Raw genomic sequence first — 23,699 nt, forward strand, 5'->3', positions numbered from 1 at the left:
TGAGGACTCTTCTCAACTGGAGCGCGAGAAGCCTTCTCAGCTGGGGGTGCGGGTGCGCATTTATGCGAGTGCGCATTTATCACGGTACGCCGTGTCGGGCGCACCTGTTTCCGGTCAGGCGTCGCCCTCCGGCTCCCGGGAGGCCGTCTCCGCCGCCTTCGCGGCCGCGCTTCCGGGACGCTTGCGAGCCACCCAACCCTCGATATTCCGCTGCTGGCCACGGGCCACGGCCAGCGAACCGGGTGGTACGTCCTTGGTGATCACGGAGCCCGCCGCGGTGTACGCGCCGTCCCCGACCGTGACAGGAGCCACAAACATGTTGTCCGAACCGGTACGGCAGTGGGAGCCCACGGTGGTGTGGTGCTTCTCCTGTCCGTCGTAGTTCACGAAGACGCTCGCCGCACCGATGTTCGAGTACTCACCGATCGTCGCGTCGCCCACGTAGGACAGGTGCGGGATCTTGGTGCCCTCGCCGATCGTGGCGTTCTTCGTCTCCACGTACGTGCCGATCTTGGCCTTCAGACCGAGGCGCGTGCCCGGACGGAGATACGCGAACGGGCCCACGGTCGCCTGCGGCCCGACCTCGGCGCCGTCGGCGACGGTGTTGTCGACGCGGGCCCCCGCGCCCACCGTGGTGTTCTTGAGGCGGGAGTTGGGGCCGACCTCGGCGCCCTCGGCGAGGTGCGTGGCGCCCTGGAGCTGGGTGCCCGGGTGGACGATCGCGTCCTGCTCGAAGGTGACGGTCACGTCGATCCAGGTCGAGGCGGGGTCGACGACGGTCACTCCGGCGAGCATGGCCTCGGTGAGCAGCCGGTCGTTGAGGATGCGGCGGGCCTCAGCGAGCTGGACGCGGTTGTTGATACCGGCGATCTCGCGGTGGTCGCCGGCGACGGCCGCCCCGACCCGGTGCCCGGCCTCGCGCAGGATCCCGAGGACGTCGGTCAGATACTCCTCGCCCTGGCTGTTGTCCGTCCGCACCTTCCCGAGCGCGTCCGCGAGGAGCTGCCCGTCGAAGGCGAAGACCCCGGAGTTGATCTCACGGATCGCGCGCTGCGCCTCGTTCGCGTCCTTGTGCTCGACGATCGCGGTGACCGCGCCGCTGGCGCCGTCCCGCACGATGCGGCCGTAGCCGGTGGCGTCGGGGACCTCGGCGGTGAGCACGGTCACGGCGTTGCCGTCGGCGGTGTGGGTGGCGGCGAGCTGCCGCAGGGTCCCGCCGCTGAGCAGCGGGGTGTCGCCGCAGACCACGACGACGGTGCCGTCGACGACGCCGCCCAGCTCCTCCAGGCCCATCCGTACGGCGTGGCCGGTGCCGTTCTGTTCGGCCTGTACGGCCGTCCGTACGCCGGGGTCGATCTCGGCGAGGTGCGCGGTGACCTTCTCGCGGGCGTGACCCACCACGGCGACCAGGTTCTCGGGCTCCAACGCGCGTGCGGCCGCGAGCACATGGCCGACCAGGGAGCGGCCGCACAGTTCGTGCAGGACCTTGGGTGTGGCCGACTTCATACGGGTGCCCTCACCCGCTGCGAGAACGACGACGGCTGCCGGGCGATTGGCGCTCACGGGGATGCCCTTCGGCTTCATGGGGTGGGGTGGACATCCGCAGGATACCGGGGTGTTTCAGGGGGGACATGAGAGCGGGCCCTGACAGTGCTGTCAGGGCCCGAACTGAGCATTGCTCCCCCGCCAGGACTTGAACCCGGACAGATGGCACCAAAAGCCACAGTGCTGCCAATTACACCACGGGGGATGAAACTCGACTAAACCGGACATTTGGTCAGGTCGCCGAGTCGGCACCCAACACTATGCCGTACCGGGCGCCCTCGATGCGACGGTACAGATCGGCGCTCTGGAGAACGTAGATCACGAGGCACCCCCTGTAGTTGTCGCCGACGTTCTTGCGGACCGTTTTCGGGTTGTGCTTCTTGAGTGTGCTCTTGTTGAAGGAGCCGCTGTCGGCCTCCACGTGATCCGCCCAGTAGCGCTCGGCGGCGGGCGCATCGGCGGACTCGTGGATCATGAAGCGGAAGCGCAGGCGTTCCCGTTCTACCTGGAGCAGGTCGAGCCAGGCGAGGAACACGGAGATCATCCCTGGGTCGCTGTTGACGAGAGAACTTGTTCTCGGCGGCTGTACGGCTTGTCCTTGGCGCCCTCGGCCCAGTACAAGCCGACGCCCACGAGGAACAGTTCGCGGTCGGTGAGTGTTCCGATGGCTGCGGCCGCCGCTCGCTTGGTTTCCTCGCGTACCCGGTCCTGCTCGGCGCGCAGTCGTGCGAGCCCCGCGTTCATGCGGGCTCGCTGTTCCTCCGGGGTGCAACGGGGTTCCGGGTGGGGCGAATCCCGCACCCATAGCGAAACCGAACTCTTCGAGCAGCCCAGCTCCGCCTGGATCTCGTTGTACGTCCAGCCCTGCCCCCGCAGCTCACGAGCCCTGTCCCGCAGGTCGTCCTTCGCGTTCGGGCGCTTCGTCCACTCCGGGGGCGGCTTGCCCGCGACGAGGCGTTGGAGGGTCTCCTTGTTGTGGACCTGAAGTTCGTCCCGGATTTGGCGGAGGCTGAGTCCCGCCCGGCGCAGCGCGATCACTCGTTCGCGCAAGGTCTCGAAATCCGCGTACTTGTTCTGTGGATGTGTCATGGGCATACCGTCCGGCGGAATGTGATCTTCCGGGGGTGAACGGTGAGGGAATCAGCAGTTCGAGGGATACCGGTGGGTTTCGCTTCTGTTCGATTGCGGAGAGTGGTGTAGGCCAGGAGGTGAAAGTCACCGGAAATGGGGCGGGGTGCGAACGTAGGCTGGACGCATGACCACGACGGGGGAAGAGCACACCGCGGCCGGTACCGGGCCGTGGTGGTGGGTCAGATGGCGTAGTGCCGTGTTGGACGCGAGCCTCGCGTCGGTGTCGGCGGTGGAGTGCGCGATCGAGGGGATTCCGTTCGCGCGCGACGCGGGCCTGCCGGTTCCGGTGGGCGTGGGTTTCGGGCTGGTCGCCGGCTCCGCGCTGTTGTTGCGCCGACGCTGGCCGATCGCGGTCGTGCTGGTGTCGATCGCCATCACGCCCGCCCAGATGGGGTTCCTGATGGGACTCGTCGGGCTGTACACGCTGGCCGCGTCCGAGCTGCCGCGCCGGATCATCGGGGCGCTCGCGGGGATGTCCTTCGCGGGGATGCTGATCGTCACGTTCGTGCGGGCGCACCAGGGCATGGTGCGTGGGGACGTGACGATGGGGGACTGGTTCGTTCCGTTCGTCTCCATCACGACCGCGATCGGGATGACCGCGCCGCCCGTCCTGCTCGGGCTGTACGTGGGGGCGCGGCGGCGGCTGATGGAGAGCTTGCGGGAGCGGGCGGACTCGTTGGAGCGGGAGTTGCAGCTGCTCGCCGAGCGGGCGGAGGAGCGGGCGGAGTGGGCACGCAACGAGGAGCGGACGCGGATCGCGCGTGAGATGCACGACGTGGTGGCGCACCGGGTGTCGTTGATGGTGGTGCACGCGGCGGCGCTGCAGGCCGTGGCGCGGAAGGATCCCGAGAAGGCCGTGAAGAACGCCGCGTTGGTGGGGGACATGGGGCGGCAGGCGTTGACGGAGTTGCGCGAGATGTTGGGTGTGCTGCGTACGGGGGACGGGTTGTCGTCCGTGCGGGTGCGGGCGGTGCCGTTGGCGGCCGTGGGGGTGGCGGCTGCGGCGGCGGCCTCGCGGGCGGTCGATGACGGGGCCGAGGGGCCGAGTCTTGCCGAGCTGGACGAGTTGGTCGGGCAGTCGGCGGCTGCGGGGATGGTGGTGGATCTCTCGGTGGAGGGTGACACCCGGGGGTACGCGGCGGAGATCGAGCAGACGGCGTACCGGGTGGTTCAGGAGGCTCTGACCAACGTGCACAAGCATGCGGCGGGGGCGAAGACGTATGTCCGGCTCGCTCATCGGGACGCGGAGATCGCGATGCAGGTCGAGAACGAGTGTCCGCCGGAGCCGGGGTCGGCGTCGGCCATGCATCTGCCCAGTGGTGGTAACGGTCTGGTGGGGATGAAGGAACGGGTTGCCGCGCTGGGGGGAGTGTTCGTGTCCGGGCCGACGGATTCGGGTGGGTTCCGGGTGTCGGCGGTGATCCCGGCGTAGGCCCTTCGGGGGGCGCGGTCGTTGGCTGCGGGTGGGTGGGGGGCTGGGCGCGCCCCGCGGCGGAGCCGCATGTATACACAGCCCCGCGCCCCTGGGGGCGGGGCTGCGCCCCGGCCCCCTGCATCGGGCTGGAACGGCCGCGCCCTCGAACGCCGGACGGGCTGGAGGGCTTTTAAAGGCGCGGGGAACTGCGCGACCAGCCCCCACCGGCCCGCGGCGGAAGAACCCTCCCTGTGGCGGTCAGGCGACGGTCAGGCGGACCGGGGCGACGCCTGACAGGAGGGTGGTGAGGGCGGTGTCGATCTCGGGGCCCAGGTACCAGTCGCCGGTGTGGTCGAGTGCGTAGACGCGGCCCTCGGAGTCGATGGCGAGCAGGGCGCGGGAGTCGGACTCCTCGCCGAGAGGGCAGACCTCGGTGCCCAGGGCGCGGCCGAGGTCGCCGAGGGTGCGGGCCATGTGGAGGCCGTGCAGGGGGTCGAAGTGGAGCGCGGTGGGGGCGAGCTGGCGGCCGGGGCCGGAGGGCTTCACGCGCAGTCCGCCGAATTCCGCCCATGCCTCCACCGCCGCGGGGAACACGGCGTGCCGGTGTCCCGCGGACGACTCGTGTCCCCGTAGTGCGTCGGCCCAGTACTCGGCCTGCTTTATGTCCCAGCGTCCGGGCTGCCAGCCCGCGGAGCGCAGCGCGGCGTCCACGGGTACGGAGAAGCGTGTTGAGGGTCCCCCCTGCTCGAGCGGAGCCGAGAGCTTGGGGGAGGAGGAGCGGTCGGCGTGCATCTGCCCTTCGTTCGTCGAGGGTCGGGACATCGGCGCGCTGGCGGGGGCGCCGTCGTACGTACGGGTGCGGGGATGGGGGAGTTCAGGAGCCGCCGGTCGTCGCGGTCGGGTCGACGACGCGGACGCCGAAGTGGTCGCTGAGCGCCGTGCAGGCGCGGCAGGGTGCGGCGAAACTGCCGTGCAGCGGGTCGCCGTCCTCGCGGATGCGGCGTGCGGTGAGTTTGGCCTGTCTGAGGGCCTTGCGTGCCTCGCCGTTGGTCATCGGCTTGCGGGCGGCGCGTTTGCTGCGGGTGGCGTCGATGGTGGTGATGTGCCGGGAGATGAGGATCGCTTCGGCGCAGCGGCCGGTGAAGCGGTCGCGTTGCGCGCTGGTGAGGGTGTCGAGGAAGTCCTGGACCAGCGGGTGAAGGGCGGGCGGCTGGTCGCCGCGGGCGGCGGTGCCGGTGAGGGTGGCTCCGCGCACGGAGAGGGCGGCGGCGACGGTGGGAAGTATGCCGTCGCGGCGGTGCAGGAGGGTGGGTGCGTGGGCTGCTTCGGCACTGCTCCAGCCGACCCTTGGGTCCCCGGACGTGCCCGTATGTGTCGCGTTCATGATCGTTCTTCCCTCCCGTGCATCCCCCGATGCGGCTACAGACTGCCAAATGGCGTGGCGGGTGCGGAAGCTGGGGCGCGCGACACGCCCGGGCTTCGTCATACCGTCACGGCGGGGTGACGGCAGGTCACGGAACTGGAGGCCCGGTGACCGGTGTCTTCCAACCGCATAGGCTGTCGATATCCGCGATCCATACAGCTATTGAGAACGCCGCAGGGGGCAACCGCCATGACGACAGGTCGGCTCGGGCAGCAAGCCGCGCCGCCGAACGCGGCCTACGCCGGGCAGGTCGTGCATTTCCCGGACCCGGTCCGGGCCACTCGCCACCCCAGAGGTGTACGGGTCGACGCGCACGGCTACCCCGACTTCTCGCCGTACGCGCGTGCCGCCGCGGAGATCGCCGAACCCCCGGAGGGTTTCGGCGTGGACGAACTGCGGTTGACGGACTACGTGTCGGCGAACGCCGCGCTCGCCGCCTCGGGGCACGACCTGTGGGACACGATTGCGCCCGTGGCCACTCCGCATGGATGGACCTGGCACCACGTGCGGGGCACGCGGCGCCTGGAGCTCGTCCCCGTGGAGGTCAAGGCGCTGTTGAGGCATCACGGCGGTATCGCGACGGCGGCCGTCGATCACGGCAAGCGGGGGACGCGGCCGTTGCAGGACACGCGGCCCGCGCACTTCGGGCTGCCGAAGGCGTCGGTCGCGGTGAGCGAGCAGCAGGTGCTCGGGGTCGAGGAGGATCTCGGCTATCGGCTGCCGGGTGCCTATCGGTCCTTCCTGAAGGCCGCGGGCGGGTGCGCGCCGGTCGGTGCCGCGCTCGACGCGGAGCTGGGTCTGCTGGTGGACCAGCCGTTCTTCACGGTGCGCGAGGAAGCCGCCGTGAACGACCTCGTCTACATCAACAAGTGCCTGCGCGACCATCTGACCAAGGATTATCTGTGCGTCGGATTCGTGCAGGGCGGCCTGCTCGCCGTCAAGGTGAAGGGCGACGCGATCGGGTCGGTCTGGTTCTGCGCGTACGACGATGCCCGCGACCAGGACGCCTGGCCGCCGGCCGAGCGCGTGCAGCGGCTGTTGCTGCCCTGCGGCGCCGACTTCGACCAGTTCCTGTCCCGGCTCGCGGGCAATCCGCCGGAGTTGGCGACGGTGGCGAACCTGATGGTGGACGGTGGCTTCGCGCGCGCCGTTCCCGTCTCTTCCCTGGGGGAGTGAACGTCCGATGGTGACCTTCGCGCAGGCGCAGGAGCGCGCGGAAGAGTGGATCAACGGCGAGGTGCCCGGGTACCAGCACCGTGAGGTGAGGGTGCGGGAGTTCGAACTCGGGTTCGTGGTGTGGGCCGAGGACCGCGTCGACGGTCCGCGTTCCGACGGTGGCGCGCAGCGGCTCGTCATCGCGCGGGACAGCGGGGAGGCGACGCTCTGGCCCGGACTGCCGGTCGGTGAGGTGATCCGCCGGTACGAGGAGGAGTACGGGGTGCCGCAGGCGGCCCCGGAAGCGGCTCCGGCGCCTCCGGCCCGGGTGGATCTGAACCAGACGTCGTTCTTGTTGAGCCCTCCGGAGTGGTTGCAGGAGGCGGCGGACAAGCTGGGCATTCCGGATCGGCGGGCGGGTGCGACGTCCGGCGGTGCGAACGGTGCGGGCCCCGGCGCGGGCCCCCACGCCAACGGGGCTTCCGCGGCGGGTGGTTCGACGACGCCTTCCCCCTCTTCTCCCCCTGCCCCTTCTTCCCCTTCTTCCCCCTCTTCTTCTCCTTCGGACGCGCCGCCGCCGTGGCCCGCCGCCGCGGCCGGTGACGAGCGGGACGCGGGTCCGCGAGACGCCGTGGGGGCGCCGGGCGTGCCCGCTTCGGCGACTCCGTGGGCGGGGACGGACACCGCCGGGGACGGGGGTGAGGACCGTTCCGTGCCGCTGCCGGCGACCGTGTTCGCGCCGCCGCTGACCGACGTCGACGACAAGGCGGGTCCGGGTACGCCGCCCGGTGTGACCCCGGACGCCAAGACGGCTCTGATGTCCGGCGGCAGCCAACTCCCGCGCACGGCGCAGGCGCCCGCGGTCGACGCCCCCGCGGCCCCGCCGTCGTACGGCTACCCGCAGGCCGGCCCGGGTGCACCGGGCATGCCGGGCACGCCGCCTCCGGGTGTGCCGGCCCCTGGTGCTCCGGTTGTGCCGGCCCCTGGTGTTCCGCAGGGCACGCCTCCTTCTGGACCGCCGGCCGGGTACGGCTACCCGCAGGGGCCCGGCGGTGCTCTCGGGACGCCTCCTCCTCCCCCTCCGCCTCCGGGCGGTCCGCAGGGCACGCCCCCGCCCGGTGCGCCCGGGTACGGGTACCCGCAGGGGCAGGCCCCCGTCGCGCCGCCGCGGCCGCTGCCGCCGAACGCCGGTGACATCGCCGACGCCGCGACCAGCAAGGCGCAGGCGCCGCCGAGGGGCGCGCGGGGTGGGGGCGTGAGCGCGCCGCCTCCGCCGAGCGCCCCCGGCGTACCGGGTGCGCGGCCGGGGAGCGCCCCACCGCCTCCGCCCCCGCCGCCGTCGTCCGGGCCCGGTGCTCCGGGCACCCCGGCGGGCGGGTACGTACCGACGCAACTCGTCTCGCAGCTCGGCCCGAACGGGCCCGGAGTTCCTGGTGCGCCTGCCGCGCCCGGCGCTCCGCAGCCCCCGGGCGGTACGCCCCCCGGGGGTGTCCATCACGCCGCGACCATGCTGGCGGGTCCGCCCGCGGGCGGACCCGGTGCGCCCCAGCCTCCTGGTGCACCTGCCGCGCCCGGCGCTCCGCAGCCTCCGGGCGGTACGCCTCCCGGGGGTGTCCACCACGCCGCCACCATGCTGGCCGGTCCTCCGGCCGGCCCCCCGGTCGCCGGTCCCGGTGTACCGCCGCCCCCGCAGGCCCCCGGCATGCCCCCGGGCGCGCCGCAGCCGATGCCGGGACAAGCCATGCCCGGTCAGCCGATGCCCGGTCAGCCCATGCCTGGTCAGCCCATGCCTGGTCAGCCGATGTCGCCCCCGGGGCAGCAGCCTCCGGCGTACGGCTACCCGCAGGCCGGTCAGCCGACCGTCGGGCCGGGGTATCAGGCCGTACTGCGCTACCGCGCGCAGGACGGTTCCGAGCAGCAGTTGATCCGGCGCTCCGCGCCGGGGACCCCGCACCCGGAGTGGCAGATCCTGCACGAGCTGCGCGCGATGAACGTTCCGCCGCAGCAAGTGCTGGAGCTGCACACGGAGTTGGAGTCGTGCGAGCTGCCGGGCGCGTACTGCGCGCGGATGATCAGGGAGAGCTGGCCGCAGGCGCGGATCACCAGCATCGCGCCGTACGGCACGGATCACGCGAGCCGTCAGCAGGGCATGCACCAACTCCTCGCACACCAGGGCGAGTTGCACCAGGTGGCGGACGGTCCCGCGCGTCCGGCGCCGGTGCGTGCGCCGATTCCGCCGGTGCAGCCCGCGCCGCCGGTTCCGCCGGAGGCGATCGGGCAGGAGCTGGCGGCGGCGTTCGGGCCGGGTCTGTTCCGGTTCGACCAGGCCGCGGTGTCGCGGCAGGGTGTGCCGAACATCGTGGCGCACACGCTGGTGGTGGCCGGACTGCCGGTCGACATGGGCCCGTTCTTCTGGGCACAGGCGCAGCCGGGCCGTCCGGTGCCGACGCTCGCCGAGCTGGCGCAGGAGCGTGGGGTGCAGCCGGCCGCGGACGCGGGCTCGTACCTCGTCATGGGCAGTGACTTCGGCAAGGCGATCTGTGTCCAGTACGGCACCGCGAACATCGTGGCCGTGCCGGTGGAGGCGGGTCCGGGCGGTTCCTCGGTGCCGCCGCAGTTCGTGAACACGGGGCTGCCCGAGTTCGCGCGCTGTCTGGCCCTGCTCGGCCGGATGTGGCGGCTGCGGTTCGGGCTCAACCAGGAGCAGGCGGGCCGCTGGACCGTCGACTTCCAGGCGCAGCTCGCCTCGCTCGACCCGGCGGCGCTCGGCTCGCCGGAGAGCTGGTGGTCGGTGCTGTTGGAGCAGATGTGGGACGGCTTGCTGTGATGCGCCGCTGAGTGTCCGTCAGGGAGTCGAAGGGGTTGGACCCGGTCGTATGACCGGGTCCAACCCATTTTTTACGCGGCTGACCGCTACGAATGCGCGGAGTGTCGCGTTATGAACACTTACGCCTGATCCACCAAGATGTGCGCCAAATCGTGTTGTACGTCGCACAGCGGAGAGGGGTCCAGGGATGAGCAGCGCATCGGTGTCGCCGCACGGCTTCGTGGCCGTACGGGGGCGCGGTTACCGTCCCGAGCAGGTCGACGCGTACTTCGCTGCGCTCTCGGGGGGCCGCGACACCGCCTGGGAACGGGCCGCCCGGCTGACCGTCCTGGCCAAGGAGATGGACGCGGAGGTGGAGCGGCTGCGGGAGGTCGTGGCACGGCTGTCCCCGCAGACGTACGAGAGGCTCGGCGAGCGCGCCTGCCGGATTCGCGAGCTCGGCGAGGAGGAGGCCGCGGCGGTGCGCGAGAACGCGCGGAGCGCGGCCCGGCTGGCCGTCGAGGATGCCGAGGCGGAGGGGCGGCGGATGCGTGAGGAGGCGCAGGCGTACGCCGACGAACTGCGCGGCGAGGCCGAGGAACGCGTCCGGCACCGTCTTCTCGCCGCCCGCGCCGAGGCAGACGAGATGCGGATCGCCGCCCGTCGCGCGGTCAAGGAGGGCCGGGGGGAGGTGCTGGCGGCGCTGCGCGAGGTGCGGCAGCGCACCGAAGGCTTCCTCGCCGAGCAGGAGAGGGAACACGCAGAGCGCTGGGAGGAGGCGGAGCGTGCGGCGGTGGAGCGGGCGGCCGCGCTCGACGCGCACCACGTGAAGCGGGGGGTGCGCGCCGAGGCCGCGTTGGCCGAGGCCGAGCGTGCCCTGGCCGAGGCGGAGGAATTCGCTCGGCACGGGCAGGAGGATGCGATGGCACAGGCCGCCGAGGTGCTCGCCGAGGCGAGGGTGCAGGAGGAGCGGATCGCCCGCGAGACCGAGCGGGTGCTGCGCGAGCACGGGGAGCGATGGGACGACGTACGGGCGCAGATGGATCAAGTGCGTACGAGTCTCGTGACGCTGATGGGGCGGGCACCGGTGGAGTAGTGGGCGAGGTGTGGGTTGTTCCTACGCTGCGGGCGGGTTGTGGCTGGTCGCGCAGTTCCCCGCGCCCCTCACGGGGTCCTGCGTACCGCCCCCGCCAGGATCCACCCCTCCACCGCCTCGTACTGTCTGCGCTGTTCCTCCGCCTTACGGCGCCCGGAGATCACCGTCCCCAGCCACCCGTAGGCGAAGCCGAGGGGAATGGACACGAGGCCGGTGGTGGTGAACGGGAACCAGTTGAAGTCGGCCTCCGGGAAGGCCGAAGTGGGGGAGCCGGAGACCAGGTTGGTGCCGGTCATGAGGATCAGGACGGTCAGCGTTCCGCCGATGAGGGTGCACAGGAGGCCCGTGCGGGTGTAGCGGCGCCAGAAGAGGCCGTAGACCAGCGCGGGCGCTATGGCCGAGGCGCCCAGGCAGAACGACAGCGTGACCAGGGGTTGCAGGCTGCGGTGCTGGACGAGGGTGGCGAGCAGGATCGCAGGCGCGCCGACCGCGAGCGCGGAGACCCGGGCGAGGGTCATCTCGCGGCGCGGGGACAGCTCCCGGATCCGCCCGGCGAACACGTCGTGGGCGAGGGAGTTGGCGCAGGCGAGGATCATCCCGGCGACCGAGGCGAGGAGCGTGAGGAAGATCGCCGTCGTCACGGTCGTGAAGAGGAGGGTCTCGGCCGTCGACACGTCCGGTCCGAACGCGGCCCTGGATCCCAGCAGGTACGCCGTGTTGCCCTGCGGGTCGGCGGCCGCGATCACGGACCGTCCGATCAGCGCCGTGGCCCCGAACCCGACGACCGTGATGACCAGCACGAAGACGGCCACGCAGGGCACCGCCCAGGACATCGAGCGGCGGACCTGACGGGCGCTGCCCGCGGTGTACATGCGCATGGTGATGTGCGGCAGGCAGGCGCCGCCGAGGACCACGGTCAGCTCCGAACTGATCATGTCGATACGGGGGTTGGGTCCGCCCGCGAACTGCAGACCGGAGTGCAGGAAGGCGGTCCCGACGCCACTGTTGCGGGCGGCGGTGTCGAACAGGGCTCCGGGGTCCCAGCCGAAGCGCTGCAGGATGAGGGCGGAGACCACGGTGCCCGAGCCGAGCAGCATCACGATCTTCAGGATCTGGATGAGGGCGGTGCCCTTCATGCCGCCGATCGCCGCGTAGCTGATCATCAGTGTGCCGAGGCCGATGATGCAGCCGGTCTTGAGGGAGTCGCTGGAGAAACCGAGGATGAAGGCCAGCAGATCGCCCGCGCCGGCGAGTTGGACCAGCATCAGCGGCAGCAGGGCGACGAGGGTCGCGGCGCACGCCGTGATGCGTACCGCGCGCCCCGGCATCCGTCGTGCGAGCGCGTCGCCCATGGTGAACCGGCCCGCGTTGCGCAGCGGTTCGGCCAGCAGGAACATCAGCAGCATCAGCGACAGGGCGGTGCTGAGGGCGAGGACGACACCGTCGTACCCGGCGAGGGCGATGACGCCGCCGGTGCCGAGGACGGTCGCGGCGGAGATGTAGTCCCCGGCGATGGCGAGGCCGTTGCGCATCGGCGACAGGGAGCCGTAGCCCGTGTAGAACTCGTCGAGGTCGTCGCGGTCCGGGCCGGTCATCACGCACAGCAGCAGTGTGATCGTGGCGACGGCCGTGAACGCCACCAGTGACATGGCCCGTGCGGAACTGCTGAACCCGACCATGCTCGTCAGGGCGGTCACCTCGGGTACCTGGCTCATCGGGTCGCCTCCCGCTTCGCGTCCAGCTGGGTCTGCCGGCGGATCCGGTCCGCGATCGGGTCGACGCGTCGGCGCGCCGTGTACTCGTACAGCCCGATCGCCAGGCAGGTCACCGGCACCTGGAGCAGGCCGAGCAGCAGTCCGGTCGGCAGCCCGCCGGACACCTCGCTCGTCATCAGCCCCGGCGCGAACGCCGACAGGAGGAGGAAGAGGGTGAAGTAGCCGAGTGCGGTGAGCGTCGCGACCCGCCGTTGCCAGCGGTAGGCGCCGCGCAGGACGCGGATGTCGCTGTGCCTGCCGAGTGCGTGGTGACGCGGTTGTCGCTTTCTCTCGGGCTCGGGTGGCTGGGGCTGCGGTTGCCAGGGATAGGTGAGGTGCGAGGGGGGCGTGTGGCGGGGGGACGGGTACGGGGACGGGTGCGGCGGTGGGTAGAGCGGGTCGTACGGCGGCTGGTGCCGCCTCTGGTGCTCGGGGGACGAGAACGCGTCTTGCATCCCGTGATCTCCTTGCGTGGCTCGGGCCCGGTGCGGACCGCAGGGAGTTGGGGGGTGGGCGAGGCACGCACGCTACTCGCAGGTAGCCGGTATGCGTGAGGCTTTCACCAAACTGAGCGGTCGGTATGCGCTTACTTCGGTGACCCGGGGTGTTACCTGCATTTACACCGGGCGTTCATCAACAGTTCGCTCCGCCCTCGGTTCGAGTCTCGTCAGTCCCCGGGATTCTTGATGACCGGAAAGCGCCGCGGTGCCACGAACAGCAGGACCAGGAAGGCGAGTGCGGCGGCGCCTGCCGCGCCCAGGTAGACGGCGTGGACCGCGGCGGCGACCGCGCGGCGTACGTGTTCGGCCGGCGCGCCCGAGTCCAGCGCCCGCGTCACCGCGTCCAGGTCCCCCGTGCCGCCGAGCCGCGCGGCCAGCACCCCGTTGGCGATCGCGCCGAACAGGGTCGCGCCGACGGTCTGGCCGGTCTGGCGGCAGAAGAGGACCGACGCCGTCGTCGTGCCGCGTTCCTCCCAGCCGACCGTCGACTGGACGCCGATGATCAGGGGGAGTTGGAAGAGGCCCAGGGCGCCGCCCAGCAGGAGCATCAGCAGGGCCGGCTGCCAGGGCTCGCCGGGGTAGGGCAGGAAGGGGAAGGCGAGCAGGATCAGGGTCGCGGTGCCGATGCCGAGCATCGCGGTGTTGCGGAAGCCGATCCGCCCGTAGACGTGCTGGCTGAACGCCGCCGACACCGGCCAGCTCAACGTCCACACGGAGAGCACGAATCCGGCGGCGACGGGTGCGAGGCCCAGGACCGCCTGCGCGTACGTGGGCAGGAACACCGTGGGGGCGACCATGAGCAACCCCAGTGCGCCGAGCGCCAGGTTGACGGCCGCGATCGTGCGGCGCCGCCACACCCACCCGGGGATGATCGGCTCGGCCGCCCGGCGTTCGATCACGACCACGGCAGCGATCAGCGCGAGTCCCGTGCCGAACAGGGCGAGCGACGGGGCCGACAGCCAGTCCCAGGCGACCCCGCCCTGCACCAGCGCGGTGAGCAGCACACCGCCGCAGGCGAAGACGGCCAGCGCGCCCGCCCAGTCGATCCGGGGGCGGCGGCCGGAGGACTCCCGTACCGGCTCGTGCAGGTGGCGGACGATCAGCCACAGCGCCAGCGCGCCGATCGGCAGGTTGATGAGGAAGATCCAGCGCCAGTCGGCGTACGCCGCGAGAACCCCGCCGAGGGAGGGGCCCGCGATCGCCGAGGTCGCCCACACCGTGGACAGCTTGGCCTGGATCTTGGGGCGCTCCTTGAGCGGGTAGAGGTCCGCGGCGAGCGTCTGCACCGTGCCCTGCAACGCGCCGCCGCCCAGGCCCTGCACGATCCGGAAGGCGATGAGCGCGGCCATGTTCCAGGCGGTGGCACACAGCAGCGAGCCGAGGAGGAAGACGGTGGCGCCCGCGACGAGGACCGGCTTGCGGCCGAAGGTGTCGGAGAGCTTCCCGTACACCGGCAGGGTGACCGTCACCGCGAGCAGATAGCCCGAGAACAGCCAGGAGAAGACGGAGAAGCCGCCGAGGTCGCCGACGATCTGCGGTACGGCCGTGGAGACGATGGTGGAGTCGAGCGCGGCCAGCGCCATGGAGAGCATCAGGGCGGCGACGACGGCACCCCTGCGGCTGCGCGAGGTCGATGGGTGCTTCGTCCCCGCGGCCCGTATTCCGGTGTCCCCCTGGCCCACTGGAGCGCCTCCCCTGATCGGTTCCCCCTGCACCTATCCGCCGTCCCCCACCATCTCACTTGACCTTCACGTAGCGGGAGGGTGGACGCTGACTGGGACTGAGGGTGGAGGCAACCCCGAGAGCGACTCCACCGAAGGGTGGACTGCCCCTAGGGGTCTCTCCCCACTAGGGCTCGGGGGGCGTTCGTACCGGCGGAGGACGAGACGGGGCGGGGCCGTCCTTAACCTGGCTTTATGCCGCTGAGGGCGGTGGGCCGGACCCACGGGGGTGGGGTTTTCCCCCGTAGAAGACTGCGCTGGGCACCAGCGCGCCGGGCCACCCCCCGCCACCAGACTTACCGACGTAGCGAAGAGCACTTCGTCCGCTGACCGACATAGGAGATACACCGTGACATCGGCTGTGACCATTCCCAGGCACGGGGGCACTGGAGGGCGTACGGCCGTTGCCGCGCGGGCGCGGCAGGTCGTCAAGGCGTACGGGTCCGGGGAGACCCGGGTCGTCGCCCTGGACCAGGTCGACGTGGACATCGCGCGGGGGCAGTTCACCGCGATCATGGGCCCCTCGGGGTCCGGCAAGTCCACGCTGATGCACTGCCTCGCCGGACTCGACACCGTGACGAGTGGCCAGATCTACCTCGACGAGACCGAGATCACCGGGCTCAAGGACAAGAAGCTCACGCAGCTGCGCCGGGACCGCATCGGGTTCATCTTCCAGGCGTTCAACCTGCTGCCGACGCTGAACGCGATAGAGAACATCACGCTGCCGATGGACATCGCGGGCCGCAAGCCGAACAAGGGCTGGCTCGACCAGGTCGTGGAGACCGTCGGACTCGCCGACCGGCTCAAGCACCGGCCCAGCCAGCTCTCCGGCGGCCAGCAGCAGCGCGTCGCGGTGGCGCGGGCACTCGCCGCGCGGCCCGAGATCATCTTCGGGGACGAGCCGACCGGAAACCTCGACTCCCGGGCGGGCGCCGAGGTGCTGGGCTTCCTGCGCCGCTCGGTGGACGAGCTCGGCCAGACCATCGTGATCGTGACGCACGACCCGGTGGCGGCCTCGTACTCGGACCGCGTGCTGTACCTCGCCGACGGCCGGATCGTCGACGAGATGTACCAGCCGACGGCCGATCAGGTCCTCGACCGTATGAAGGACTTCGACGCGCGGGGGCGTACGTCATGACCGTCCTGAAGACCTCGATGCGCAACTTCTTCGCGCACAAGGGGCGGATGGCACTGTCGGCGGTCGCGGTGCTGCTGTCCGTGGCCTTCGTCTGCGGCACGCTGGTGTTCACCGACACCATGAACACGACGTTCGACAAGCTGTTCGCCGCCACCTCCTCCGACGTCACCGTCTCGCCGAAGGCGGCCAAGACCGACAGCACCCCGCAGAACGGCAGGCCCGACTCGCTGCCCGCCTCGGTCCTGGAGCGGACCAAGAAGACGGAGGGCGTCAAGTACGCCGAGGGCGCGGTCAGTTCGATGAACGTGACCGTCGTCAACAGCGCCAACAAGAACATGGGGTCGAGCACCGGGGCCCCGACGATCGCAGGTAACTGGACGCGCAACGACCTGCGTTCGATGGAGATCACCTCAGGTCGCGCCCCGCGCGGGCCGACCGAGACGATGGTCGACGCCGACACCGCCGACAAGCACCACCTCAAGCTCGGCGACGAACTGCGCACCATCGCCGTCACCGGTGACTTCAAGGCCCGGATCGTCGGCATCGCCACCTTCAAGGTGACCAACCCCGGTGCCGCCGTCGTCTACTTCGACACCGCCACCGCCCAGCGCGAACTGCTCGGCGCCACCGGCCGGTTCACCCACATCAACCTCTCCGCCGCCACCGGCGTCGCCAACGACACGCTCAAGCAGAACGTCATCTCCTCGATCGGCGCCGGCGCGTACAAGGTGCAGACGCAGAAGGAGTACGCCGACGAGAACCGCTCCGGCGTCGGCTCCTTCATGGACGTCATCAAGTACGCCATGCTCGGCTTCGCCGGGATCGCCTTCCTGGTCGGCATCTTCCTGATCATCAACACCTTCTCCATGCTGGTCGCCCAGCGCACCCGCGAGATCGGCCTGATGAGGGCGATCGGCTCGTCCCGCAAGCAGGTCAACCGGTCCGTCCTGGTCGAGGCGACCCTGCTCGGCGTCTTCGGCTCGATCCTCGGCGTCGGCGCGGGCGTCGGCCTCGCGGTCGGCCTGATGAAGCTCATGTCGGCGGCGGGCATGGACCTGTCCACCCGCGATCTGACGGTCAAGGCGACGACCCCGGTCATCGGACTCGTGCTCGGTGTCGTGGTCACCGTCCTCGCCGCCTACCTGCCCGCCCGCCGGGCCGGCAAGGTCTCCCCGATGGCCGCACTGCGCGACGCCGGCACACCGGCGGACGGCAAGGCCGGTCTCGTCCGCGGCATCATCGGCCTGGTCCTCACCGGCGCCGGAACCTTCGCGCTCTTCACGGCGGCCAATGCCGACAAGGCGAGCGACGGTTCGCTGGTGCTGGGCGCGGGAGTCGTCCTGACCCTGATCGGGTTCGTCATCATCGGCCCGCTGCTCGCGGGCGGTGTGGTCCGGGTCATCAGCGCGGTACTGCTGCGCTTCTTCGGCCCCGTCGGACGGATGGCGGAACGCAACGCGCTGCGCAACCCGCGCCGCACCGGAGCCACCGGCGCGGCCCTGATGATCGGCCTCGCCCTCGTCGCCTGCCTGTCGGTCGTCGGCTCGTCCATGGTCGCCTCCGCGACCGACGAACTCGACAAGACGGTCGGCACCGACTTCATCATCCAGGGCAACCAGCGGATCGTCCCGCAGGCGGCGAAGGCCATCGAGACGACGCCCGGCCTGGAACACGTCACGCACTACCGGGACATCGAGGCCGAGATCGTCGCCCCCGACGGATCCTCGGACAGCGACGGCGTCACGGCCGCCGACCCCACCTACGCACAGGACCTGCACCGCAAGACGACGGCCGGTGAACTGACCGCCGCCTACGGCAAGGACTCCATGTCCGTAGGCTCGAAGTTCGCCACCAAGCACCACGTCAAGCTCGGCGACACCCTGACCGTCGCCTTCAAGGGCGGCAGCACGGCGAAGCTCAAGGTCGCCGCGATCACCGACGACAACGTGGCCATCGACCAGGGCGCGCGGTACCTCAGCACCGAGACCATGCGCAAGTACCTCCCGGCCAACCGGATCCCGCCGGACCAGATCATGTTCGCCAGCGCCAAGAACGGCCAGGAGAAGCAGGCGTACGCGGCTCTGAAGAAGTCCATGGAGCAGTACCCGCAGTACCAGGTCCGCGACCAGAGCGACTACAAGCAGGAGCTCAAGGACCAGATCGGCCAGCTCCTGAACATGGTCTACGGCCTGCTCGCCCTCGCGATCGTCGTCGCCGTCCTCGGCGTGATCAACACCCTCGCCCTGTCGGTGGTGGAGCGGACACGCGAGATCGGCCTGATGCGTGCCATCGGGATGTCCCGCCGCCAGCTGCGCCGCATGATCCGCCTGGAGTCGGTCGTCATCGCCCTCTTCGGCGCGCTGCTCGGCCTCGGCCTGGGCATGGGCTGGGGCGCCACCGCCCAGAAGCTCCTCGCCCTGGAAGGCCTGAAGGTCCTGGAGATCCCCTGGCCGACCATCATCGGGGTCTTCATCGGCTCGGCGTTCGTGGGCCTGTTCGCCGCCTTGATCCCGGCGTTCAGGGCGGGCCGGATGAACGTACTGAACGCCATCGCCACCGACTAGCCGGCAGCAGCAGCCGCCGCAAAGCCACCGTATACGGGGGTTACGGGGGACGGGCCCGGCCCAGGAGGACATCACCTCCTGGGCCGGGCCCGCGGCCGTACGCGGTGCCTCAGGTGCGCCGCTCCAGCAGTACGTAGCCGTAGGCGGCGCCCACGACGTCGTACGCGGCACGGGGGTGCAGGCGGCCCGCGTACGCCTGGACGTCCTGGATCGAGTGGTCGGAGTCGTCGAGGGCGATGAAGTCCGGGGTGACGCCACCGGTGCCGCCCGTCCAGAAGACCCGGCAGCGTGCGACGAGCCGACTGCTCGGGCCGACGTTCGCCTCGACGCTCGCCCCGTCCGGGACTCGCGCCAGCAGCCGTTCGACGGCACTCACGCGCGCGGGCTTGCGATACGCGGCGGACTCGCCCAGCACGGACAGCGGGAGCGAGGTCGTCAGCGCGAGCGCGGCCGCGACGACGGCCGTGGGCAGGTGCAGCGCGTACGAGCGCAGCCACGGGCGCGGGCTCCAGCGGGCCCGGGAGAGCGCGTCGGCGAGGGCGAGGGAGAGGACCGGCATCAGGACGGCGCTGTAGTGCCAGTCCGTGCCCCAGTAGTGCGGGTCGGAGGAGAGGAAACGCCAGCCCAGGGTCGGCAGGGCGACCAGGAGGAGCGGGGAGCGCAGGGCGAGCAGACCGGTGGTGGGGATCAGCAGCCAGGCGAGGGTGCGGATTTTGGTGCCCAGGCCGTCGAGGGGATCACCGCCAGCCTTGTCCCAGTAGGGGTAGGTGTCCGCGGTGCTGAACGCCGGGATCACCACCATGAGGGTGAGCACCGCGGCCAGCACTCCGAGGGCGGCGCCCCCGAGCGCGCACAGGGCCGTACGCGGGGCGGCCTTCCGGGCCCGCCCCGCGACGACCAGGGCGATCGCGGCCAGGGTGAGCCCGAGGTCCTCCTTGACGAGGACCAACGGGAACGCCCACAGGAGGGTCGCGCGCCACCGTCGCTCCAGGACCGCTTCCAGGGCGAAGGCGATCAGCGGGACGGCGAAGCAGATCTCGTGGAAGTCGAAGTCGACGGCGCGCTGGATCCCCCACGACAGCCCGTACGCGAGGCCCAGCGCGAGTCCCCGGGAGCGGCCGAGGAGCCGGGCGGCGGCACGGGTGACCGGGACCGCGGACAGGGCCAGCAGCGCGGCCTGGGCGACGAGGAGGGTGACCGGGGTGGGGAAGAGGCGGTAGGCGGGCGCGATGAGGGCGGTGACCGGGCTGAAGTGGTCGCCGAGGAGGTTGCTGCCCGGGCCCTTGAGATCGGCGACGGGGGCGCGCAGGTGGGCGTAGGCGCGGACGGCCTGCTCGAAGATGCCGAGGTCCCAGGAACGGGTCGCCAGATGCCGCCAGCGGCAGACCGACAGGGTCGCGTACGCGGTGAAGAACAGGACCGCCAGGAGCTGGGGGTCGCGAGGGCGCCGGTCATGGCCGGGGACGGCCGTGACCGGCGGGGGTATGGGAGCGCTGTCGGTTCTTGGGGCGGTGGCGGTGTCGGCGGGGGTCGGGTTCGAGCTCATGCGGCTCCCGGTACGTGATCACGTGTCACGGGGTATACGCCGGGGACGTGGGAAGTGGTTGACGGTTGGGGGTGGGGTGTGGTGCGGGTCACTTCCAGTGGGGTGGGACGGAGTCGGCTGGGCCGGGTTGTTCGGCTGCGGGCCGGTGGGGGCTGGGCGCGCCCCGCGGCGGAGCCGCATATAGACACAGCCCCGCGCCCCCAAGACGGGGCTGCGCCCCGATTCCCTGCCCGGACCCGTCCACCTCTTGCGTCTCACAGGGAGCGCGGCGCCGTCGTAGGCTGGACAACCCCGGCCCGTCGAGACGTGTCGGGCGGTTCGCGTTGCCCTCTCTCCGGGATGGAAGCCCTTCATGAGCCTGCACGGTCTGCTCGACGCCGTCGTCAAGGACGCCGCCCTCGCGGAAGCGGTGAAGGCCGCCACCGACGGCAACCGGATGCACATCGACCTGGTCGGCCCGCCCGCCGCCCGCCCCTTCGCGGTGGCGGCCCTGGCCCGCGACGCCGGCCGCCCCGTACTGGCCGTGACGGCGACGGGACGCGAGGCCGAGGACCTGGCCGCGGCGCTCAGGTCCCTCCTCCCGGCCGACACGGTCGTGGAGTACCCGTCGTGGGAGACGCTCCCGCACGAGCGGCTCTCCCCCCGGTCGGACACCGTCGGCCGCCGTCTCGCCGTGCTGCGCCGCCTGGCGCACCCGCGCCCGGACGACCCCGAGACCGGCCCGGTGTCGGTCGTCGTCGCCCCGGTACGCTCGGTGCTTCAGCCGCAGGTCAAGGGCCTGGGAGACCTGGAGCCGGTCGCCCTGCGGACGGGGCAGAGCGCTGACCTCGGCGGGATCGTCGAGGCGCTCGCGGCAGCCGCGTACTCCCGGGTCGAGCTCGTCGAGAAGCGCGGCGAGTTCGCCGTGCGCGGCGGCATCCTGGACGTCTTCCCGCCCACCGAGGAGCACCCCCTCCGGGTGGAGTTCTGGGGCGACGACGTCGAGGAGATCCGTTACTTCAAGGTCGCCGACCAGCGTTCCCTCGAGGTCGCCGAGCACGGACTGTGGGCGCCGCCCTGCCGCGAGCTGCTCCTGACGGACGAGGTGCGCCGACGGGCGGCCCGGCTCGCCGAGGAACACCCCGAGCTGGGCGAACTGCTCGGCAAGATCGCCGAGGGCATCGCCGTGGAAGGAATGGAGTCGCTGGCTCCGGTCCTCGTCGACGACATGGAACTGCTGCTCGACGTCCTGCCCAAGGGCTCGATGGCCGTCGTCTGCGACCCGGAGCGGGTGCGGACGCGGGCCGCGGACCTGGTGGCGACCTCGCACGAGTTCCTGCAGGCGTCCTGGGCGGCGACGGCCGGGGGCGGCGAGGCCCCCATCGACGTCGGCGCGGCCTCCCTGTGGGCCATCGCGGACGTCCGCGACCGGGCGCGCGAGCTGGACATGATGTGGTGGTCGGTGTCGCCGTTCGCGGCCGACGAGGAACTGGACGCGGACACCCTCAAGCTCGGCATGCACGCCCCCGAGACCTACCGCGGCGACACGGCCAGGGCGCTCGCCGACACCAAGGGCTGGCTCGCGGACGGCTGGCGCACGGTGTACGTCACCGAGGCGCACGGCCCCGCCGCCCGTACCGTCGAGGTCCTCGGCGGTGAGGGCATCGCGGCCCGCCTCGACGCGGAGCTGACCGAGCTGACGCCCGCCGTGGTGCAGGTCGCGTGCGGTTCGATCGACTACGGCTTCGTGGACCCGGCGCTCAGGCTCGCCGTCCTCACGGAGACCGACCTCTCCGGCCAGAAGGCGGCAGGCAAGGACGGCGCGCGCATGCCGGCCCGCCGCCGCAAGACCATCGATCCCCTCACGCTCGAAGCGGGCGACTACATCGTGCACGAGCAGCACGGTGTCGGCCGCTACATCGAGATGGTGCAGCGGACCGTCCAGGGCGCGACTCGCGAATACCTGGTGGTGGAGTACGCCCCGGCCAAGCGCGGCCAGCCCGGCGACCGCCTCTACATCCCCACCGACCAGCTGGAACAGATCACCAAGTACGTCGGCGGCGAGGCCCCCACCCTGCACCGCCTGGGCGGCGCCGACTGGACGAAGACCAAGGCGCGCGCCAAGAAGGCGGTCAAGGAGATCGCGGCGGACCTGATCAAGCTGTACAGCGCGCGCATGGCGGCCCCCGGTCATGCGTTCGGTTCCGACACCCCTTGGCAGCGCGAACTCGAGGACGCCTTCCCGTACGCGGAGACCCCCGACCAGCTCACGACCATCGCCGAGGTCAAGGAGGACATGGAGAAGACGGTCCCGATGGACCGCCTGATCTGCGGCGACGTCGGCTACGGCAAGACGGAGATCGCGGTCCGCGCGGCCTTCAAGGCGGTGCAGGACGGCAAGCAGGTCGCGGTCCTGGTGCCGACGACGCTGCTGGTGCAGCAGCACTTCGGGACCTTCTCCGAGCGCTACTCGCAGTTCCCGGTGAACGTCCGCGCCCTGTCGCGCTTCCAGACCGACACGGAGGCGAAGGCCGTCCTGGAGGGCCTGCGGGACGGCGCGGTGGACGTCGTCATCGGCACCCACCGGCTGTTCTCCGCCGAGACCAAGTTCAAGGACCTGGGCCTGGTCATCGTCGATGAGGAGCAGCGCTTCGGCGTCGAGCACAAGGAGCAGCTGAAGAAGCTGCGCGCCAACGTGGACGTCCTGACGATGTCCGCCACCCCGATTCCCCGTACGCTCGAGATGGCGGTGACGGGCATCCGGGAGATGTCCACGATCACCACCCCGCCGGAGGAGCGGCACCCGGTGCTGACCTTCGTCGGCCCGTACGAGGAGAAGCAGATCGGCGCGGCCGTCCGCCGCGAACTGCTGCGCGAGGGCCAGGTCTTCTACATCCACAACCGGGTCGAGTCGATCGACCGGGCGGCGGCGCGGCTGCGTGAGATTGTCCCCGAGGCGCGTATCGCGACGGCGCACGGCCAGATGGGGGAGCAGGCTCTGGAGCAGGTGGTCGTCGACTTCTGGGAGAAGAGGTTCGACGTGCTGGTGTCGACCACGATCGTCGAATCCGGCATCGACATCTCCAACGCCAACACGCTGATCGTGGAGCGCGGCGACAACTTCGGTCTCTCGCAGCTGCACCAGTTGCGCGGCCGGGTGGGCCGAGGCCGTGAGCGCGGCTACGCCTACTTCCTGTACCCGCCGGAGAAGCCTCTGACGGAGACCGCGCACGAGCGGCTCGCGACCATCGCCCAGCACACGGAGATGGGCGCGGGCATGTACGTGGCGATGAAGGACCTGGAGATCCGCGGCGCGGGCAATCTGCTCGGCGGCGAGCAGTCGGGTCACATCGCGGGCGTCGGCTTCGACCTGTACGTCCGCATGGTCGGCGAGGCGGTCGCGGACTACCGGGCCTCCCTGGAAGGCGGAGTCGAGGAGGAGCCGCCCCTGGAGGTCAAGATCGAGCTGCCGGTCGACGCGCACGTCCCGCACGACTACGCGCCGGGCGAGCGGCTGCGTCTGCAGGCCTACCGCGCCATCGCCTCCGCCAACACGGAGGAGGACGTCAAGGCCGTACGCGAGGAACTCACCGACCGCTACGGCAAGCTGCCCGAGCCGGTGGAGAACCTGCTGCTCGTCGCGGGCCTGCGGATGCTCGCGCGGGCGTGCGGCGTCGGCGAGGTCGTGCTCCAGGGCAACAACATCCGCTTCGCACCGGCGGAGTTGCGCGAGTCCCAGGAACTCCGCCTCAAGCGGCTCTACCCGGGCACGGTCATCAAGCCGGCCGCCCACCAGCTCCTGGTGCCCCGCCCGAAGACGGCGAAGGTCGGCGGGAAGCCGCTGGTCGGGCGGGAGTTGCTGGGGTGGACCGGGGAGTTCCTGGCGACGATTCTCGGGTCGTAGGGGTTGGAGGAGTCGTACGGATC

At 71.1% G+C, this 23,699-nt stretch carries 14 protein-coding genes, 1 tRNA gene and 1 pseudogene; 7 read left to right on the plus strand and 9 right to left on the minus strand.

What is annotated here, in order from left to right; all coding sequences use genetic code 11:
• Nucleotides 1-114 precede the first annotated feature (114 nt).
• The 3 genes and pseudogenes from glmU to SMIR_RS22295 all read right to left on the minus strand — a co-directional run bounded on the left by glmU (nt 115) and on the right by SMIR_RS22295 (nt 2,634).
• On the minus strand, nt 115-1,563 hold the full coding sequence (gene glmU, locus SMIR_RS22285) for a bifunctional UDP-N-acetylglucosamine diphosphorylase/glucosamine-1-phosphate N-acetyltransferase GlmU (protein ID WP_168492431.1): 1,449 nt from the start codon (nt 1,561-1,563) through the stop codon (nt 115-117).
• 115 nt (nt 1,564-1,678) lie between these two features.
• Nucleotides 1,679-1,750, minus strand: a tRNA-Gln gene (locus SMIR_RS22290).
• Nucleotides 1,751-1,777: 27 nt separating this feature from the next.
• Nucleotides 1,778-2,634 (minus strand): annotated as a pseudogene (locus SMIR_RS22295) (hypothetical protein).
• Nucleotides 2,635-2,800: 166 nt separating this feature from the next.
• Here SMIR_RS22295 and SMIR_RS22300 point away from each other — a divergent pair.
• Nucleotides 2,801-4,108: a sensor histidine kinase gene (locus SMIR_RS22300; RefSeq protein ID WP_168492429.1), complete on the plus strand. Its 1,308-nt coding sequence runs from the start codon at nt 2,801-2,803 to the stop codon at nt 4,106-4,108.
• Between the two features lie 240 nt (nt 4,109-4,348).
• On the opposite strand, the gene SMIR_RS22305 is transcribed toward SMIR_RS22300, so the two are convergent.
• Nucleotides 4,349-4,882 carry an SUKH-3 domain-containing protein gene (locus SMIR_RS22305; RefSeq protein WP_168492427.1) on the minus strand — a complete coding sequence of 178 codons (534 nt, stop codon included), beginning with the start codon at nt 4,880-4,882 and terminating at the stop codon, nt 4,349-4,351.
• Between the two features lie 82 nt (nt 4,883-4,964).
• A complete protein-coding gene (locus SMIR_RS22310) occupies nt 4,965-5,474 on the minus strand; it encodes a YwqJ-related putative deaminase (protein ID WP_168492424.1) in 510 nt (169 codons plus the stop codon).
• Nucleotides 5,475-5,702: 228 nt separating this feature from the next.
• Between SMIR_RS22310 and SMIR_RS22315 the strand changes: the two genes are divergently transcribed.
• From SMIR_RS22315 to SMIR_RS22325, 3 genes are all read left to right on the plus strand, one after another.
• Nucleotides 5,703-6,689 carry an SMI1/KNR4 family protein gene (locus tag SMIR_RS22315; RefSeq protein WP_168492422.1) on the plus strand — a complete coding sequence of 329 codons (987 nt, stop codon included), beginning with the start codon at nt 5,703-5,705 and terminating at the stop codon, nt 6,687-6,689.
• A gap of 7 nt (nt 6,690-6,696) precedes the next feature.
• The gene (locus SMIR_RS22320; RefSeq protein WP_212727283.1) at nt 6,697-9,495 is read left to right on the plus strand and encodes an SUKH-4 family immunity protein; all 2,799 of its coding nucleotides are present in this window, start codon (nt 6,697-6,699) and stop codon (nt 9,493-9,495) included.
• A gap of 187 nt (nt 9,496-9,682) precedes the next feature.
• Nucleotides 9,683-10,570 (plus strand): cellulose-binding protein, encoded by an 888-nt coding sequence (locus SMIR_RS22325; RefSeq protein WP_212727284.1) that lies wholly within the window; start codon nt 9,683-9,685, stop codon nt 10,568-10,570.
• A 68-nt stretch (nt 10,571-10,638) separates the two neighbouring features.
• Here SMIR_RS22325 and SMIR_RS22330 read toward each other — a convergent pair whose 3' ends face one another.
• The 3 genes from SMIR_RS22330 to SMIR_RS22340 all read right to left on the minus strand — a co-directional run bounded on the left by SMIR_RS22330 (nt 10,639) and on the right by SMIR_RS22340 (nt 14,485).
• Nucleotides 10,639-12,249 carry a sodium/solute symporter gene (locus SMIR_RS22330; protein ID WP_168501085.1) on the minus strand — a complete coding sequence of 537 codons (1,611 nt, stop codon included), beginning with the start codon at nt 12,247-12,249 and terminating at the stop codon, nt 10,639-10,641.
• Between the two features lie 32 nt (nt 12,250-12,281).
• Nucleotides 12,282-12,779: a DUF485 domain-containing protein gene (locus SMIR_RS22335; RefSeq protein ID WP_168492418.1), complete on the minus strand. Its 498-nt coding sequence runs from the start codon at nt 12,777-12,779 to the stop codon at nt 12,282-12,284.
• A 212-nt stretch (nt 12,780-12,991) separates the two neighbouring features.
• On the minus strand, nt 12,992-14,485 hold the full coding sequence (locus SMIR_RS22340) for an MFS transporter (RefSeq protein WP_249938632.1): 1,494 nt from the start codon (nt 14,483-14,485) through the stop codon (nt 12,992-12,994).
• 409 nt (nt 14,486-14,894) lie between these two features.
• Between SMIR_RS22340 and SMIR_RS22345 the strand changes: the two genes are divergently transcribed.
• Together SMIR_RS22345 and SMIR_RS22350 are read left to right on the plus strand one after the other, a co-directional pair.
• Complete coding sequence (locus tag SMIR_RS22345) at nt 14,895-15,683, plus strand: ABC transporter ATP-binding protein (protein WP_067376193.1); 789 nt, start codon at nt 14,895-14,897, stop codon at nt 15,681-15,683.
• The gene (locus SMIR_RS22350) at nt 15,680-18,247 is read left to right on the plus strand and encodes an ABC transporter permease (protein WP_212727285.1); all 2,568 of its coding nucleotides are present in this window, start codon (nt 15,680-15,682) and stop codon (nt 18,245-18,247) included. The genes SMIR_RS22345 and SMIR_RS22350 overlap by 4 nt, the downstream gene beginning before the upstream one ends.
• Before the next feature lie 109 nt (nt 18,248-18,356).
• Here SMIR_RS22350 and SMIR_RS22355 read toward each other — a convergent pair whose 3' ends face one another.
• Nucleotides 18,357-19,793: a DUF2079 domain-containing protein gene (locus SMIR_RS22355; RefSeq protein WP_212727286.1), complete on the minus strand. Its 1,437-nt coding sequence runs from the start codon at nt 19,791-19,793 to the stop codon at nt 18,357-18,359.
• 352 nt (nt 19,794-20,145) lie between these two features.
• On the opposite strand from SMIR_RS22355, the gene mfd reads away from it, so the two are divergent.
• Nucleotides 20,146-23,676 (plus strand): transcription-repair coupling factor, encoded by a 3,531-nt coding sequence (mfd, locus tag SMIR_RS22360; protein ID WP_168492412.1) that lies wholly within the window; start codon nt 20,146-20,148, stop codon nt 23,674-23,676.
• The last annotated feature ends 23 nt before the right edge of the window (nt 23,677-23,699 follow it).

The sequence above is a fragment of the Streptomyces mirabilis genome, assembly GCF_018310535.1.
In the GTDB taxonomy this organism is placed as follows: Bacteria; Actinomycetota; Actinomycetes; order Streptomycetales; family Streptomycetaceae; genus Streptomyces.

Coding starts and splice junctions, on each gene's coding strand:
- SMIR_RS22300 (WP_168492429.1), top strand. CDS start 2,801: ATGACCACGACGGGGGAAGAGCACACCGCGGCCGGTACCGGGCCGTGG.
- SMIR_RS22350 (WP_212727285.1), top strand. CDS start 15,680: ATGACCGTCCTGAAGACCTCGATGCGCAACTTCTTCGCGCACAAGGGG.
- SMIR_RS22355 (WP_212727286.1), bottom strand. CDS start 19,793: ATGAGCTCGAACCCGACCCCCGCCGACACCGCCACCGCCCCAAGAACC.
- SMIR_RS22330 (WP_168501085.1), bottom strand. CDS start 12,249: ATGGTCGGGTTCAGCAGTTCCGCACGGGCCATGTCACTGGTGGCGTTC.
- mfd (WP_168492412.1), top strand. CDS start 20,146: ATGAGCCTGCACGGTCTGCTCGACGCCGTCGTCAAGGACGCCGCCCTC.
- SMIR_RS22325 (WP_212727284.1), top strand. CDS start 9,683: ATGAGCAGCGCATCGGTGTCGCCGCACGGCTTCGTGGCCGTACGGGGG.
- SMIR_RS22320 (WP_212727283.1), top strand. CDS start 6,697: ATGGTGACCTTCGCGCAGGCGCAGGAGCGCGCGGAAGAGTGGATCAAC.
- SMIR_RS22335 (WP_168492418.1), bottom strand. CDS start 12,779: ATGCAAGACGCGTTCTCGTCCCCCGAGCACCAGAGGCGGCACCAGCCG.
- SMIR_RS22305 (WP_168492427.1), bottom strand. CDS start 4,882: ATGCACGCCGACCGCTCCTCCTCCCCCAAGCTCTCGGCTCCGCTCGAG.
- SMIR_RS22315 (WP_168492422.1), top strand. CDS start 5,703: ATGACGACAGGTCGGCTCGGGCAGCAAGCCGCGCCGCCGAACGCGGCC.
- SMIR_RS22310 (WP_168492424.1), bottom strand. CDS start 5,474: ATGAACGCGACACATACGGGCACGTCCGGGGACCCAAGGGTCGGCTGG.